We start from the raw sequence: 14,932 nt of genomic DNA, 5'->3' as shown, positions 1-14,932 counted from the left end.
CGCGGCCGGTCCGGCTCCGCCTGGTGGGCGGCGCGCTGGATCGGACGTGACACACCGGGTGTGCGCGGCGGTGCGGCGGAACGGGACGGTGACTCTGTGAGGGGGGCGAACCGTGTACGACGGGGTGGTGCGATGGCCGACGGGCAGGGACCGGTATCGGAGCCGCAGCCCGCACAGACGAACGACCCACTGGCTCGCTGGGCTTCGCAACCTGACCGCCGGGCCGGTGGCCGCCGCCCCAGAACCGGTGGGCCGAGCCGCCGAGCCCGGAGGCACGCCTCTGACCGGAAGCCGATCGGCGCCGACCCCCTCTGTGAACCCGGCCCTCGGTCCAGTGACCGGAGTCGCCGGATCCGACCGGTGCCACACGGCAAGGCGTCTACGCGCATCAGCCCCCAGGCAGCAGGCGGTGGGCCCCCAGCCGACCCCCGTGGGACCCGAACCCGACACACCATCAGCCCCCACCGGAAGCCACACCCGCCGGAGCCCACCCCAACGGCGACAGTCGCCCTCAGCCGTAGTCATCCCGGCGCGCAGTGCGCCCGGATATCTGCACCCGGTCGATCGTGCCGGTGGCCGGATCGCGATGGAACCGGCCACCGGGTTCGACACGCCCGGTGGCCGGATCTCGCAGATCGCAGGACAGATCGGCGTAGCAGACCAGCGGCAGGGCCAGGTCCCCGTCGACCGACAGGGCCGGCGTACCGTCCGGTCCTGGCGCGACGCGGTAGGTCGTGGTGCCGTTGCGGTAGGTGCCGACGCAGTCGGGCAGGCCGACGGGGCGCCCCCGATCCGCCGTGAGCACCTCGGCGGGCACCCGGACGCCGGTGAGCCGGGCCAGGTCCTCTGCGAGGTCGCGCCAGAGGGCGGTGGCGCCCCCGGCGTTGCCCGTGAAGCCCACCACGACCCCGCTCTCGGGGTCGGCCCGCAGGTGGCAGGACGTGCCCTGGGCGTTGCCGTCGTGGCCGCACCACACCCGGCCGTCCCGCTGGTAGAGGGCGACTCCGGCGCCCCAGCCGTCGGCGAGCGTCCCCGGATCGGCGGCGGTCTCGGCCCTGCGCATCTCCTTGGCGGCGGCGGGGGGCAGCAGATCGGAGCGGCCGGTCAGCGCGTTGCCGAACGCGACCAGGTCCAGGGCGCTGGCGGCCAGCGCGCCGGCCGGTGCCTCCAGCGGTGCCAGGTTCTGCCGGGCGGCGACCGGCTGCCCGGTGGCGGTGTTGACGGCGTGCCCCGCGGCCAATGGACGTCCGGGTGCGGTGTCGCCGATGAACGCGGGCACGACACCGAGCGGTTCGAGAAGCAGCACCCGCACGGCCTCGTGCCACTGCATGCCGGTGACCGCCTCCACCAGCCGTCCGGCGGCGACGTAGCCGGCGTTGGAGTAGGAGAAGTCGGTACCGGGCGCGAACAGCAGATCGCGGGCGGTGCAGACGGCCTTCAGGTAGCGCGCCGGGGTGGTCGCGGCGGCGGTGTCGGAGTCCGGCCCCGTGGGCAAACCGCCTGTGTGACCGAGCAGTTGACGGACCGTCACGTCCGGAGTGCCGGTCAGCTCGCCCAGGTGTTCGGCGGCCGGCTCGTCCAGGTCGAGGTCACCGTCGTCGGCCAGGAGCATGACGAGCGCGGCGGTGAAGGGCTTCGTCAGCGATCCCAGCGGAACCGCGGTGTCCGCGGTGAAGGGGCTGCCGGTGGTGACGTCGGCGGTACCGGTGTGCACGGCGACGACGTCGCTGCCGGTGTCCACGGCCAGTTGGGCGCCGGGCACCCGGTGGGTACGGGCCAGGTCGCCGAGCCGGTCCTGCAGCTCGCGGCGCAACAGCGACGGCGCCCGTAAGGCGACCGGAGCAGGAGAAATGGTGTAGGGCATGAGAAGGGGACTCCCGTTGGATGGGTCTCATGAGCGGGTGTGCCGATCCGGCCGGGGAACGAGCGGTGCGGACCGGCCGGAGGGGGCGCTGTGTACGCCGGTTGACTACGGTCTGCCGACCTCTACGGGCAGATGTCGTACGCCGATGAGCACGGCCGGGTTCTGGTGGACGATGTCCTCATAAGAGGGGATCACCAATTTGCGGAATCGTTCATGCAACATGTGAAGAGCGATCCGCGCTTCCAGCCTGGCCAGCGGCGCGCCGAAACAGAAGTGGATGCCGTGCCCGAAGGTCAAGTGCGGGTTGGGGCTTCGGGTCACGTCGAAGACGTCGGGCGCGGTGAAGCGGGCGGGGTCCCGGTTGGCGGCGCCGAGGTGGGCCATCACCATCGTGTCGGCCGGGATCTCGTGACCGCCGAGGACCACGGGCCGGGTGACCCTGCGGCCCAGTTCGGGGAAGGGCGGCAGCCAGCGCAGGACCTCCTCGACGGCGGCCGGGACGCGCGTGGGGTCGGCGCGCAGCGCGGCATCGACGTCGGGGCGCCGCTCGAAGGTGACGATCGCGTTGCCGAGCAGCGCGGTCGTGGTGATGTGCCCGGCCACAAGGAGCAGGGCCACGAAGCCGACCATCTCCTGGTCGGCGAGGCGCACACCGTCCACCTCGGCGGCTATGAGTCTGCTGGTGAGGTCGTCGCCGGGGTCGGCGCGACGGGCGCGGATGTGGTCCAGCATGTAGCCGTTCATCTCGCGCACGGTGGGAGCGATGGCTTCCAGCGCCCGCTCCAGGTCGGCCATGTCGGGCGCCTCGCCGAGCTGGTCGCCGCCGAAGAGGACGCTCGCCCACTCCTGGAAGAGCCGGTGCTCCTCCGCGGGGATGCCGAGCAGTTCGGCGATGACGATGATCGGCAGCGGGTAGGCCAGCGCGTCGACCAGGTCGAACCGGTCGCGGTCCGCCACGTCGTCGAGGAGCCGGGCGCACACCGCCTCGATGCGGGGTTCGAGTCCTTGTACGACACGCGGGGTGAACGCCTGGCTCACCAGGGTGCGGAGCTTCCGGTGCTCCGGCGGGTCCATGCCGACGAAGTTGCCCTGGGTGAAGGTCTCGAAGTCGGACTGGGTGGGTGCGAGCGTGGAGAGCTCCGAGGAGTACGTCGCCGGGTCGGCGAGCACGGCGGAGACGGTCTCGTGGTCGAGCACCTGCCAGACGTGCTGGATCTCGTCGTACCGCACCGGCCCTGTCTCGCGTAAGCTCCGCCAGCGGTCGGGTAACTCCTCCAAGAGGGGTCGCTCGCCGGTCGGTTGCTTGCTGGTCACCTTGTCTCCCTTGCTAGCGGCTGGCGCGTGCGGGCACGGTGGAGTCACGCGCACAGGGGTGTGGTGGGCCCGGCCGGGGCGGGGCGCCGGGCGCGGCTGCGCCACTGTCGCGTCGCCCGGACCTGAGCGAGAACAGCACGTGTCGCGAGGTCCTCGCGCGACGGGACAGTCGCTGTACGACGGGACAGTCGTTCGGCCTCAGTGCGACATCAGGGCGGGCTCACGGCCCTCAACACATGCGGCGCAGGATGCCTCGGCTGCTGTAGGGCCGGCCACGGCCCCGCAGTCGGCTCAGTCGTGCGGCGCGCCAAACAGCCATGACCCATCCCCCTCGGCGATACCTCCCGCGCACCGAGTGCGCGGAACCCTCCCGGCTCCTGGACGGACAGCGGACCCCCAGACCCGGCCGTTCGAAACGATGTGAGAGTACGCATGCGCAGCGTGTGTCTTGCCACGATTGGCATGATGCGACCCCCCGGAACGCCTTCGTTTCGATGGAACTCGGCCACAGTCTTCACGGCGAGTCACGTGCAAGCAACCCCCTGAGGTTGAACGGAGAGTGCTCTGTCGGTGCTTTTGCGTCACCACTCGGCCAGTTCGCCCGACCGACCGCGCGTTGCTGCCGCCCGTCGTATGTCGCATCGCCGCGTGTGCCCCGGCAACCCGTCCGCAAACCGGGCTGTGCGGAAAAGAACGCGGCCAGTGCACGGGCGGGCCCGCCGAACGCCGTCCGTCCGGGCCGGACGGACGCTCCACCGCGCCGTCGGCACCACGGCCGAGATCTCCCCTGAACTGGGGTGATGATTTGGCCAGTTGCCACTCGGGGCCCCTTCGACAGGCCGGTGGCTCAACACGCCGCGCCCTTGCCCGGTTCGCGGCCGAAGCGGACCGCTCGACAACGCGCCACCGCAACCTCGCTCGCCCACTCCGCGCCCGGACGGGCCGCCACTCCCGTATCACCGTACAGATTCCGCCAATTGGCGTGGTGTGCGTCCGGCACTCGCCTACGGCATGGGAGCGACCGACGCGTCGGCGGTCGGCGACGCGCCCGTCTCCGGTGAGGGACTCGCCGATCCGGACGGGCAGTCCTGCGGGGTGGGCGGGCAGGTGTTCGAGCTGGAGGGGTCGGGGGTCGGCGTGGGCGAGGGAGTCGGCGACGGGGAGGGCTCCGGTGACGGCGAGGGGCCCGGTCCCGTCGGGGACGGGGACGGCCGGGGTGACGGCGAGGGCGGCACGGGGCGCGAGGGAGACGGGGACGAGGTGGGCCTGGGGTCGGGGCCGATGATGATGCCGTCGTCGTCGCCCTTGCCGCCGGTGCCTCCGCCGCCCCCGCGGCCGCCCTTGTCGGACGGCTTCGTCGCCGGGGTGTCGCCACCGGCTCCGGGAGACTCCGGGATGACGCCCTTGCCGTCGGGCACGGCGTGCACGCCCCGCCGGTAGAAGTCCAGCCAGGAGCGGACCAGTTCGAGGTAGGCGCGGGAGTGGTTGTAGCTGAGGACCGCCCGGTCGAGATCGGCGGCCCGGCTCAGGTCGCGGTTCCCGGCACACAGGTAGTGCCCTGCGGCCAGGGCCGCGTCGAAGATGTTGTCGGGGTCGCGGCGGCCGTCCCCGTTGCCGTCCGCACCCCACCGCGCCCACGTCGACGGCAGGAACTGCATCGGCCCCACCGCCCGGTCGTACACCGTGTCGCCGTCGTGGACCCCGTCGTCGCTGTCCAGGATCAGGGCGAAGTTCCGGCCGTCGAGCGCCGGACCCGCGATCCGGCCGAGCGTGGTGCCGTGCCGGTCGACCGCGCCGCCGCGCGCCTGTCCGGACTCCACCTTGCCGATGGCGGCGAGCAGTTCCCAGGGCAGCGCGCAGCCGGGGTCCGTCCGGCCGACGGACCGCTCCGCGGAGCGGTAGGCGCGCAGCACCGCCCCCGGGATGCCGGACTCGGCACGTTCCCGGGCGGCCCGCTCGGTGCGCGGCGGGGCATCCGGGGTGACGAGCGGCGGGAGTTCGGTGTGGTACGAGCCGTCGTCGGGCGGGGCGGGTTCGGTGTTCGGGAGGTCCGCGGCCGGGGCGGTACGGTCGTCGGCGGCCGGGTGGGCGCTCGCCCGCTGCGGGAGTCCGGGGGCCTGGGAGGCCGTGAGCGCCGCCACCGCGGTCACGGCGATGGCGGTGGCCCGCAGACCCCGCCGGGTCCGGACGGGCAGGCGTCGGGCACGGTGTTCGGGCATGGCCTGTCACTCCCTGATGAGGCGCGTGCGGGGTTCAGCGGCTGAAGGTGTCGATGCCGGAGACGAGCCAACGGCCGTCGCGCCGCTGGAGGTCGACGGCGAACATCGCCCCGGCGTACGTGCCGTCGTCCTTGGCCTTCTTGCCGCCGGCCGTGCTGACGCTGCTCTGATCGGCGTAGACCAGGACGCGGGCCCGGTCCCCGTCGATGCGCTCGACGGCGCTGTCGGTGACCGTGGTGGTGATCACGGCCTTCTGCTGGTCCGCCCGCTTGCGGAGGTCGCCGAGCAGCTCCCGGTGCTGGGCGACGGCGCGTCCCGTCAGCCACTGCCGCGCGGCCTTGTCGAGGGCACGGGGTTCGGTGTGGTCGTACGAGAAGAGCCCGGCGACGGCCTTGGTCGACTGGCCCTTGATCTCGCTGGTGCGGGCGGTGTCGGAGAGGGCGGTGTTGCGTGCGGCCGGGGTGTCGCGGAGATCCTGTGCGCGGGCGTGCGCCCAGCCGGCGAAGCCGCCGAGGACGAGGGTCAGCAGGCAGAGCACCACGAGGGTGCGGCGGCGGGGCGCGGGTGGGCTCTTTCGGGCGGGCGCCGTCGTGGCACGGGTGGGGAGCAGAGTGCGCAGGGTGCCCCGAGACAGGGAGGCGCTGGTGGGCGGCGGCGTGCGTAGGGTTTCGCGGGGCCCGGGGGCGCCGGTCGCCGTCGGGGCGCGGAGGGCTTCGCGGGCCTGGCGGCGGCGTTGGTTGTTCAGGTGGTGGCGGGTCGTCGGCATCGTGTGTCGTCCTCTCCTGCTGCCGGTCAGCCGGCCGACGTGCCGCCGACCGGAGCCTGGCCCAGGGCGCTGAGTCTCCAGTGGCCGTCGGTGCGGGTCAGTTCGCCGAGCATGCGGCTGTCCTTGTCGGTGCTCTTGTCGCCGGGGGCCTTCACCGTCACCCGCAGGGCGACCAGCACGCGGGCCCGGCCCGCCCGGTCGTCGAGTTCGGTGAGCGCGCCGGCGAGCACCGTGGCCGTGGTCACGGTCTTCGCGGCCTTCACCTGGGTGGCGAACTCGTCCCTCCCGGACGCCAGTTGCTCGTGCAGCTCGCCGGTGGTGGAGGACTCCCAGAGGTCCAGGCCGCGGTCGAGGCTGCGGTGGTCGAGGGTGTTGAGGTTCTGCACGGCCTGCTCACCGGCGGCGAGTGCGGCGTCGCGCTGCTCGGCGTAGCCCGCGGTGTCCTCGTGGGCCGCGTCGTACCAGCCCCAGCCCGCCCACGCGGCGAAACCGCCCGCGAGCAGGGCGAGTACGAGGGCGAACGCCGTGACCGGCAGGGCCCTGAGCGGCCCGCCCCGGGCCGGTCCGCTTGTCCCGCGTCTCATCTGCGTTCCCCTCTCCCCGCGCCCGCTCAGCGGGTCCTGATGTCGACGATGCGCCACTGGTCGTTCTCCCGTCGCGCGGTCACCGTCAGCTGGGCCGCCGCGGCGGTGGTGCCGGCCTTTCCGCGGTGCGAGAGCTGGTCGAGGAAGACCAGCAACTGCGCGGTGTCACCGTCGAGTTCGATCACTCCGGTCCGTACGGCCTGTGTGCTGAGCGTGACCCGCTGCGCGGCGAGGTCCGCGCGGACCCGGCCCATCAGTTCCGTGTACTGGCGCTCCGCCCGCCCCGCGAGGACGGACCGTGCCGCACGCTCGGTCGTCGCCAGACCGTCCGGCGCGTACGAGAACACGCGGGCGAGGGCGTTGCCGACGTCACCGGCGACGCGAGTGGTCGCCTCGGCGTCGGTCAGCGCGTGGTTGCGGGCGGACGGAGTGGACTTCAGCTGATGGGCACCGTAGAAGAACCCGGACCCGGCGAGGACGAGCAGCGCGGCACACACGGCGGGGACGAGGCGCCGGACGCTGCGGCGGGTCTTCACCGGCTCTTCGTCCGGGGCCAGCCGCGTCACGAGATGGGGCAGCCGTGTCACGAGCTGCGGGAGGCGTGTCATCGGCTTTCGTCCTCCTTCGCCGTCCGTGGCAGCGGCACCGCACTCAGCGCCTTGACCTTCCACTCGCCCTCGCCCGTGCGGGCCAGAACCGCTTCCAGGCGCTTGCGGTCCGTGGTCGGCGGCTTCGATCCGGGGGGCGTGACCTCGACACGGACGGTGGCGACGAGTTTCGCCGTGCCCGTGCGCGTGTCGAGGGCGGTGAGCGCGGCCTCGGTGACCGTGCCCCGCGCCGAACTCCCCTTTCTGGGAGCCGTGTTGCCCAGCTCCTCCCGCAGCGGCCCTGTCGAGGCGGCACGCCAGTCCTGGATGCCCGCCCGCGCCCGCTGCCGGGACGAGGCGTCGAGGGTGTTCAGGACGGCGAGCCGCTCCCGGCCGTCGGTCAGCGCCTCGTCGCGTTCACGGCCGTACGCGAGCGAGTCGTCGCCCCGCGCCTGCGCGTACGTCCACACCCCGGTGCCGCAGAACGCCAGCGCCAGTGCCAGCCCCGCCCCGATGAGAACACGCGCCCGCCTCATCGGCCCGCTCCCTTGCCCGCGCCGAGCAGCCCCGGCAGTCCGGCCGCCCCGGTGCCGCCCGTGTCCGGCAGGGCCAGCGCGCCCGGCAGCGGTGCGGTGGCCTTCGACGGGGCCGACGCGGTGGCGCCGGTGCTGCTGCCCGAGGGCAGGGAGCCGGGCCTGGCGGGATCGGGGAGAGCGCCGCCTCGGGGGGCGTTGGCGGAGCCTCGTACGTTGACACCGCTCGCGGCGGGTGCCGTGCAGGAGGCGCCGGTGTTGAGGGCGGGGGCGGTGCCGAGGTCGAGGCCGGTGCGGTACCGGGTGGCGCCGTAGCCGTCGGTGCAGGGCAGGGGCTTGAAGAAGGTGACGGCCAGGCCGAGCTTCATCTTGCCTCCGTCGACGGCGGTGGCGCCGGCCGAGACGGCCGCCGGGTACTTCACGAGGAGTTCCTCGATGCCGCGCTGCCGGGTGACGGCGACCTCGGAGGTGGTGACCAGGTTGGCGAGGACCACGCCCAGGCTCGGGTCGAGGTCCCGGAGTAAGCCGCTGACCTGTGTCGCCGCGTCCGGCGTGACGGTGAGGAGCCGGCGCACGTCGGCGTCGGAGCCCTTGAGGGTGCGGGCGAGTTCGGTGGCGCCGTCGGCGAAGCCGCGGATGGCCTTCGCCTCCTCGGCCTGGGTGCGCAGCACGGTCTCGGCGTCGGAGAGCAGGCGGGTGGTGGAGGGCAGGTTGCGGTCGGCGGCCTCGATGAAGGCGCCGCCGTTGTCCAGCAGCGCCTGCAGGTCGTCGCCGTGTCCCTCGAAGGACTCGCCGAACTCGTCGACGACCGTCCGCAGGTCCTCCAGCGGCACGGACCGGACGAGGTCGTTCACGCTGGTGAGCACATCGGTGACGGGCGCGGGCACCTCGGTGTCGGCCTGGTCGATCCGGGTGCCGTCGGCGAGGTGGGGCCCGGCGTCGCTCTCGGGCCGCAGGTCGATGTACTGCTCGCCGACCGCGGAGAGCCCGGCCACCACGGCCCGGGTGTCGGAGGGGATGCGGGGTGCGGACTTCTTGATGCGCAGCTCCGCGACCACCCCGTCCGCGGTGAGGCCGATGGGGCCGACCCGGCCCACCGACACGCCGCGGTAGGTGACGTCGGAGTGGGTGAAGAGGCCGCCGGTGCGCGGGAGTTCGACCTCGACGGTGTAGTAGTCGGCGACGCCGACGTACCGGCCGAGGTCGGCGTAGCGGATGCCGAGGAAGCCGAGGACGAGGACGGCGATGACGAGGAAGGCGAGGTTCTTCAGGCGTACGGCGAGCGTGATCATCCGTGGGTGCCTCCGTCCCCGGAGGTCCCGGCAGATGTCGGTGCGGACGTGGGCGTCGGTGTCGACGTCGGTACGGAGGGCAGGGGCAGCGGCGCCGACGGGGACGCCGTGGCTCCGGCACCGGACCGCTTCGGAGGCGCGGCGCCCCGGGGCGTGGCGGTGGGTGAGGGCGGCTTGCTCTGCGGCATGAGGGGCGGGATGACCTGGGTGCCGGGGGCGGCCGTCATGTGCAGGTACACATTGAGGTAGTCGCCCTTGACGCCGTTCAGCACCTCGTCGGTGAACGGGTACGTGAGCAGCACCTGGAGGGAGTCGGGCAGGTCGCTCCCCGCGTCGGCGAGGGCCTTGAGGGTGGGGGCGATGGCTTTGAGGTCGGCGACCATGTCATCCTTGCTCGCTTCGACGGTGGAGACGGCGACACCGGACAGCGTGTCCAGGGAGCGGAGCATGGTCAGCAGTGAGCCGCGCTGTTCGTGCAGGGTGCGGAGGCCTGGCGAGAGGCCGGTCACGACGGTGCGTACGTCGTCCTTGCGGCCGGCGAGCGTCGTGGCGAGCCGGTTGACGCCGTCGAGGGCGTCGGTGATGTCACCGCGGTGGTCGTCCAGGTTTCCCACGAGCTTCTCGACCCGCTTCAGCATGGAGCGGACCTCGGGTTCGCGGCCGCCGAGTGCCTTGTTGAGTTCCCGCGTGATGGTCTTGAGCTGGTTGACGCCACCGCCGTTGAGCAGCAGGGACAGGGCGCCGAACACCTCCTCGACCTCGGTGTTGCGGCCGGTGCGGGCGAGCGGGATGACGGCGCCGTCGCCGAGCCGGCGCGCGGCGGAGGACGTGGCGGAGACCGCGGAGGACGCGGCGGACGAGGTGCCGGAAGGCTTGGCGGTGGGCGCGATGAGCTGGACGTACTTCTCACCGAGCAGGCTGGACTGTTCGAGGCGGGCACCGGCGTCGCGGGGCAGCCGGACGTCGCCGTTGATCTTCATGGTGACGCGGGCCGACCACGCGTCACCGTCCAGGCGGATGGCGGTGACCCGGCCGACGGCGACGTCGTTGACCTTGACCGCGGCGTGCGGCACCAGGCTGAGGGCGTCGTCGAATTCGGCGGTGACGGTGTAGGGGTGGGAGCCGAGGTCGGCACCGCCCGGCAGGGGCAGGTCCTCGATGCCGTCGAAGCTCGGGACGGGCACGGAGAACGCCCCCAGGGCGAGCGCGAAGCCGAGACCGAGCGCGAGGAGCCCGCCGAGACCGGCACCCGTGGTGGCTCCGGCGGTGAGGACACACCGCCGTACGACACGCTTCACCGCTCCCCCTCCCCCGCGGGCGACGAGGAGGGCGAGGGCGACGAGGAGGGCGAGGGTGTACCGGAAGGTGGGGAGCCGCCCGTCGCCGGCAGGGGCAGCAGCGGGCCGCCCATGCTGATCTCGTTGAGGTTGGCACGGCCGTCGATCCTGCCGGCGCCGGCGTCGTAGGCGCCGATGAGGTTGTCCGCGGCGAGCGGCGCGACATCCAGGGCCTCGGCCAGGGAGGTGCGCTGGCGGGCCAGTGTCCGGGTGATCGGGACGAGCCGATCGACGTTCTTCTTCAGCTCGCCCCGGTTGTCCTTGATGAACGTCTTCACCCGGCCGAGGGCGGTGCCGAGCTCCTTCAGGGCGCCCGCGAGGTCGTCCTTGTTGTCGGCGAAGTATCCGACGACCGTGTCCAGCCGCTCCTGTGCGGTGCGTACGTCGGTGTCCTTGTCCTTCAGCATGGTGGTGAAGGTCTGGAGGTTGCTGAGAGTGGTGAACAGATCGTCGCTGGAGCCGTCGAGGGTCTTGGTGGCCTTGCCGAACTCCTCGATGCTCTCGCCGATGGCCTTGCCGTTGCCGTCGAGGTTGGCTGCGCCGGTCCTCAGCAACTTCGACAGGGCCCCGGCGGAGTTGGCCCCCTCCGGCCCGAGTGCCTTGCCGAGGTCGGTGATCGAGGCGTACAGCTGGTCGATCTCGACCGGGGTGCGGTTGCGGGAGGCGGGCAGGACGGCGCCGTCGTCGAGGGCGGGCCCCGACCGGTAGGCCGGGGTGAGTTGGACGTACCGGTCGGCGACGACGCTGGGCGCGACCACCAGGGCCCGCGCCGACTTCGGTACGCGTACGCCGTCGTCCAGCTCCAGTTCGACCCGGACCCGGGTGCCCTCGGGGTGGACCGACGCCACCTCGCCGACCCGGACACCGAGGATGCGCAGGTCGGAACCGGCGTAGATGCCGACGGCACGGTCGAAGTAGGCGGTGACGCGAGTGCCCGCGGAGTCCAGGGCGCGCACCGTGACCAGTCCCGCGGCGACCACGGCGAGGGCGAGCGCGACCGCGAGGAGTCTTCTGCGCTTGCTCATCACTCACCACTCCCCTGGGCCGCCGTCCGCTGCTTGGGCGGCATGCACGACGTCTTGGGCTGGGACTGCGCGGGCAGGTAGTCGCGGGGCACCACCCCGCACAGGTAGCTGTCGAACCAGCGGCCGTTGCCGAGCGTGTTGCCGAGGAGCCGGTAGTAGGGGCCGACCAGGGCGAGCGTGCGGTCAAGGCGGGTGTTGTTCTCCTTGAGGACCGTGGTGACGCGGCCGAGCGCCTTCAGCGTGGGGCCGAGCTGCTTCTCGTTGTCGTCCACCAGGCCGGTCAGCTCGGTGCCGAGGAGGCGGCTGCCCTTCAGCAGGGCGGTGATGGCCTTGCGCCGGTTCTGGAGTTCGCCGAGCAGCGGCCCGGCGTCCTGGATGAGGGTCTCGAAGCTGGACTTCTTGTCCTTCAGCGTTTTGGAGAACTTGGCACTGCCCTTGAGGAGTTCGGACAGTTCACGGTCACGCTTGGAGACGGAACGCGACAGGTCGGACAGGCCGGTGGCGGCCTTGCGGACGTGCGGCGGCGAGTTCTCGAAGGTCTCCGAGATCGTCTCGAAGCTCTTCGCGAGCTGCTTGGTGTCGATGGCGTCGACGGTGGAGCCGAGGTCCTGGAACGCCTGGGTGACGTCGTACGGGGAGGTGGTCCTGGCCCGCGGGATGCGGTCGCCGGGGTCCTGCTCCGCGGTGCCGAGCGGGTCGAGGGCCAGGTACTTGTCGCCGAGCAGGGTCTTGATGGCGATGGCGGCGGTGGTGCGGTCGCCGACCCAGGCGTGCTCGACCTCGAAGGTGACCTTCACGCGGTCGCCGTCGAGGGCCACGCCGGTGACCTCGCCGACCTTGACCCCGGCGACGCGCACCTCGTCGCCGTCGTCCAGGCCCGCCGCCTCGGTGAAGTCGGCGTTGTAGGTGGTGCCGCCGCCGGTGAGGGACAGCCGGTCGGCGTTGTACGCGCCGACGGTGAGCAGCGCCAGCAGGAGCAGGCCGACGAGGGCCACGGTGATGGGGTTCCGGTCCTTGACCGGTTTCAGGCGCGGTGGGCGGAGGCGGCGGGGCGTGGGGGCGGCAGCGGGGGTGTCGCGGCGTTCGGGCCGCAGCAGCAGAGTCATGCGCCGCACCTCGCTTCGGTGACCGCGATGCCGGTCGGCGGCTTCGCGCCGGTGGAGGTGGTCACTCCGTCCACGCGGGCCTCGCAGAGGTAGAGGTTGAACCAGGAACCGTAGGAGGAGAGGCGGCCCAGGGCGGTCAGCTTGGCGGGGGACCGCTCCAGGAAGTCCTCGATCTGCGGGGTGGCGTCGCCGAGGTTGTCCGACAGGCGGCCCAGCTGGCGGATGTCCTTCTTCAGGGGCGCGCGGCCCTCGTCGAGGAGGTCGGCGGTCACGGTGGTCAGGTCGCCCATGGCCGTGACGGCCTTGCCGAGGGGCTTGCGGTCCGCGTTGAACCCGGTGACGAGCTTCTGGAGGGTGTCGACGAGCTCGTCGAAGTCGGCCTCGCGGTCGTTGAGGGTGGTCAGGACCGTGTTGAGGTTCTTCACCACCTTGCCGATGACCTCGTCCTTGGCGGCGATCGTCGTACTGACGGAGCCGATGTGCCGGATGAGGCCGTCGACGGTGCCGCCCTCGCCCTGGAGGATCTGCACGATGGAGCCGGCGAGTTCGTTGACGTCCTTGGGGTCGAGGCCCTCGAAGAGCGGCTTGAAACCGTTGAAGAGCAGGGTCAGATCGAGGGCGGGGGCGGTCCGGTCGGACGGAATGGTGTCGTCGGCGTCGAGGGTGCCGGACAGGTCGCCGCTGCCCCGGCCCAGGGCGATGTAGCGCTGCCCGACCATGTTGAGGTACTTCACGGCGGCGGTGGTCGACGCGGGCAGGGTGCGGTCGTCGCGGACGGTGAAGGTGACCTGGGCGGTGCGGCGGTCGACGACGCGGACGTCGGTGACCTCGCCGACCTGGACCCCGGAGATCCTGACGCTGTCGCCGTCGACGACTCCGGTGGCGTCGGTGAACAGTGCTTTGTAGGAGACGCTGTCGTCGCCGACCCGGGTGCCGGAGACGCTCAGTCCGAGGACGGCCGTGGCCAGTGCGGTGACCACGACGAAGGCGAGGGACTTGAGGACCGGGCCGGTCAGGGGGCGGCGCCGGGTGTGGGCGGCGCGCGGGGATGTCATCGCAGGGTCACCTCCGTGCCACGCAGCGCCGGGCCCGCGAGGAGGCTGCTCCACTCGGGGAGTTCGGCGGGGGCCTTTCCGGCGGCGGGTGCGAGGAGTTCGTTGACGAGGTCGTTCTCCTGCGGGGAGTTGGCGGGGCCCAGGCTCTGCCCGGCCGTCGCGGGGGCCTGGACGGCGGGTTTCGTGGCGAGGCCGAGGTAGGGCACGGGGTAGCAGCGGGGGCCGCCGCCTGCGCCGTACGAGGGGGTGTCGCGGCCGGGGCGGTAGGCGCCGCGCGAGGGCACGGTGGTGACGTCGACGCGCAGTCCTGGCCGGTCGGTGCCCTTGCCGAGGGCCTCGTCCATGGCGGGGACGGCGTCGGCGAGGGTGCGCAGGGTGCAGGGGAAGGCCGAGGAGTACTCGGCGAGCAGTTCCAGGGTGGGCCGGGAGGCGGCGGAGAGCCGGATGATGTTGTCCTCGTTCTGCCGCAGGAAGGCGGTCATGTCCTCGGCCGTCCTGGTGGTGGCGCCGAGGGTGCCGGCCAGCTCGCTCTCCTTCTCGGCCAGGGTGCCGCTGGTGGTGGTGAAGTCGGTGAGGGCCGTGAGGATGTCGGGGGCGGCGTCGGCGTAGACATGGCTGACCTTCACGAGCTCTTTCAAGTCGCGGTTGAGCGTGGGCAGTTGGGGGTTGAACTTCCGCAGGTGGGAGTCGAGGAGCGTGAGGGTGTCCCCGAGCCGGTCGCCGCGTCCGTCCAGGGCCTGGGAGACGGCGGAGAGGGTGGCGGAGAGCTTCTGCGGCTGGACGGCGGTGAGCATCGGCAGCACGTTGTCGAGGACCTGCTGGAGTTCCACGGCGCTGGCCGAGCGGTCCTGCGGGATGACGGCGCCGGGCGTCAGTGTCTGCGGGGAGGGTGAGGCGGGCGGGACGAGGGCGACGAAGCGTTCGCCGAACAGGGTGGTCGGCAGCATCTGGGCGCGTACGTCGGCCGGGATCCGGTCGAGGCTGCCGGGGCGCAGGGCGAGGGTGAGCCGGGCGCCGTCACTGGTGGCGTCGATCTCGCGGACCTCGCCGACGACGACGCCGCGCAGCTTCACCTCGGCGCCCAGGTGCATTTCGTTGCCGACGCTGCCGGTCTCGACGACCACCGGGTCGGAGTCGGTGAACCGCTTGTCGTAGACGGCGACCGCGAGCCACACCAGCAGGGCGGGGACCAGCAGGAAGGCCACTCCGGCGAGTCGGCGGCGCGCCGTCGCGCCTCGCGTTCCGCTCAT

13 protein-coding genes are annotated in these 14,932 nt (G+C 72.5%); all 13 read right to left on the bottom strand.

The window, feature by feature from the left end:
- Positions 1–511: 511 nt before the first annotated feature.
- Positions 512–1,864 (bottom strand): serine hydrolase domain-containing protein, encoded by a 1,353-nt coding sequence (locus ACZ56E_RS03240; protein ID WP_471210427.1) that lies wholly within the window; start codon positions 1,862–1,864, stop codon positions 512–514.
- A gap of 105 nt (positions 1,865–1,969) precedes the next feature.
- The gene (locus ACZ56E_RS03235; RefSeq protein ID WP_471210424.1) at positions 1,970–3,094 is read right to left on the bottom strand and encodes a cytochrome P450; all 1,125 of its coding nucleotides are present in this window, start codon (positions 3,092–3,094) and stop codon (positions 1,970–1,972) included.
- 1,088 nt (positions 3,095–4,182) lie between these two features.
- Positions 4,183–5,397, bottom strand: a complete 1,215-nt coding sequence (locus ACZ56E_RS03230) for a lytic transglycosylase domain-containing protein (protein WP_471210421.1) — start codon at positions 5,395–5,397, stop codon at positions 4,183–4,185.
- Positions 5,398–5,431: 34 nt separating this feature from the next.
- A complete protein-coding gene (locus tag ACZ56E_RS03225; protein WP_471210418.1) occupies positions 5,432–6,163 on the bottom strand; it encodes a hypothetical protein in 732 nt (243 codons plus the stop codon).
- Positions 6,164–6,189: 26 nt separating this feature from the next.
- Positions 6,190–6,747 carry a nuclear transport factor 2 family protein gene (locus ACZ56E_RS03220; RefSeq protein ID WP_471210415.1) on the bottom strand — a complete coding sequence of 186 codons (558 nt, stop codon included), beginning with the start codon at positions 6,745–6,747 and terminating at the stop codon, positions 6,190–6,192.
- A 26-nt stretch (positions 6,748–6,773) separates the two neighbouring features.
- The gene (locus ACZ56E_RS03215) at positions 6,774–7,355 is read right to left on the bottom strand and encodes a hypothetical protein (RefSeq protein ID WP_471210412.1); all 582 of its coding nucleotides are present in this window, start codon (positions 7,353–7,355) and stop codon (positions 6,774–6,776) included.
- Positions 7,352–7,870, bottom strand: a complete 519-nt coding sequence (locus tag ACZ56E_RS03210) for a hypothetical protein (protein WP_471210409.1) — start codon at positions 7,868–7,870, stop codon at positions 7,352–7,354. The genes ACZ56E_RS03215 and ACZ56E_RS03210 overlap by 4 nt, the downstream gene beginning before the upstream one ends.
- Positions 7,867–9,159 carry an MCE family protein gene (locus tag ACZ56E_RS03205; RefSeq protein ID WP_471210406.1) on the bottom strand — a complete coding sequence of 431 codons (1,293 nt, stop codon included), beginning with the start codon at positions 9,157–9,159 and terminating at the stop codon, positions 7,867–7,869. The genes ACZ56E_RS03210 and ACZ56E_RS03205 overlap by 4 nt, the downstream gene beginning before the upstream one ends.
- Positions 9,156–10,457, bottom strand: coding sequence for an MCE family protein (locus ACZ56E_RS03200; RefSeq protein ID WP_471210404.1), 1,302 nt, complete (start codon positions 10,455–10,457; stop codon positions 9,156–9,158). The genes ACZ56E_RS03205 and ACZ56E_RS03200 overlap by 4 nt, the downstream gene beginning before the upstream one ends.
- The gene (locus tag ACZ56E_RS03195; RefSeq protein WP_471210401.1) at positions 10,454–11,521 is read right to left on the bottom strand and encodes an MCE family protein; all 1,068 of its coding nucleotides are present in this window, start codon (positions 11,519–11,521) and stop codon (positions 10,454–10,456) included. Before ACZ56E_RS03195 ends, ACZ56E_RS03200 begins: the two co-directional genes overlap by 4 nt.
- On the bottom strand, positions 11,521–12,627 hold the full coding sequence (locus tag ACZ56E_RS03190) for an MCE family protein (protein WP_471210398.1): 1,107 nt from the start codon (positions 12,625–12,627) through the stop codon (positions 11,521–11,523). The genes ACZ56E_RS03195 and ACZ56E_RS03190 overlap by 1 nt, the downstream gene beginning before the upstream one ends.
- Complete coding sequence (locus tag ACZ56E_RS03185; protein ID WP_471210395.1) at positions 12,624–13,682, bottom strand: MCE family protein; 1,059 nt, start codon at positions 13,680–13,682, stop codon at positions 12,624–12,626. The genes ACZ56E_RS03190 and ACZ56E_RS03185 overlap by 4 nt, the downstream gene beginning before the upstream one ends.
- Positions 13,679–14,932, bottom strand: a complete 1,254-nt coding sequence (locus ACZ56E_RS03180) for an MCE family protein (RefSeq protein ID WP_471210392.1) — start codon at positions 14,930–14,932, stop codon at positions 13,679–13,681. Before ACZ56E_RS03180 ends, ACZ56E_RS03185 begins: the two co-directional genes overlap by 4 nt.

The organism is Streptomyces sp. NPDC039480 (assembly GCF_055597165.1).
The sequence above is the reverse complement of the archived record's forward strand: the minus strand, read 5'-3'. Positions and strand labels throughout refer to the sequence as shown.

Bases quoted from the DNA above. Each gene is read 5' to 3' on its own strand.
- ACZ56E_RS03215 (WP_471210412.1), bottom strand. From the start codon at position 7,355: ATGACACGCCTCCCGCAGCTCGTGACACGGCTGCCCCATCTCGTGACG.
- ACZ56E_RS03230 (WP_471210421.1), bottom strand. From the start codon at position 5,397: ATGCCCGAACACCGTGCCCGACGCCTGCCCGTCCGGACCCGGCGGGGT.
- ACZ56E_RS03195 (WP_471210401.1), bottom strand. From the start codon at position 11,521: ATGAGCAAGCGCAGAAGACTCCTCGCGGTCGCGCTCGCCCTCGCCGTG.
- ACZ56E_RS03210 (WP_471210409.1), bottom strand. From the start codon at position 7,870: ATGAGGCGGGCGCGTGTTCTCATCGGGGCGGGGCTGGCACTGGCGCTG.
- ACZ56E_RS03190 (WP_471210398.1), bottom strand. From the start codon at position 12,627: ATGACTCTGCTGCTGCGGCCCGAACGCCGCGACACCCCCGCTGCCGCC.
- ACZ56E_RS03185 (WP_471210395.1), bottom strand. From the start codon at position 13,682: ATGACATCCCCGCGCGCCGCCCACACCCGGCGCCGCCCCCTGACCGGC.
- ACZ56E_RS03180 (WP_471210392.1), bottom strand. From the start codon at position 14,932: ATGAGCGGAACGCGAGGCGCGACGGCGCGCCGCCGACTCGCCGGAGTG.
- ACZ56E_RS03205 (WP_471210406.1), bottom strand. From the start codon at position 9,159: ATGATCACGCTCGCCGTACGCCTGAAGAACCTCGCCTTCCTCGTCATC.
- ACZ56E_RS03240 (WP_471210427.1), bottom strand. From the start codon at position 1,864: ATGCCCTACACCATTTCTCCTGCTCCGGTCGCCTTACGGGCGCCGTCG.
- ACZ56E_RS03220 (WP_471210415.1), bottom strand. From the start codon at position 6,747: ATGAGACGCGGGACAAGCGGACCGGCCCGGGGCGGGCCGCTCAGGGCC.
- ACZ56E_RS03225 (WP_471210418.1), bottom strand. From the start codon at position 6,163: ATGCCGACGACCCGCCACCACCTGAACAACCAACGCCGCCGCCAGGCC.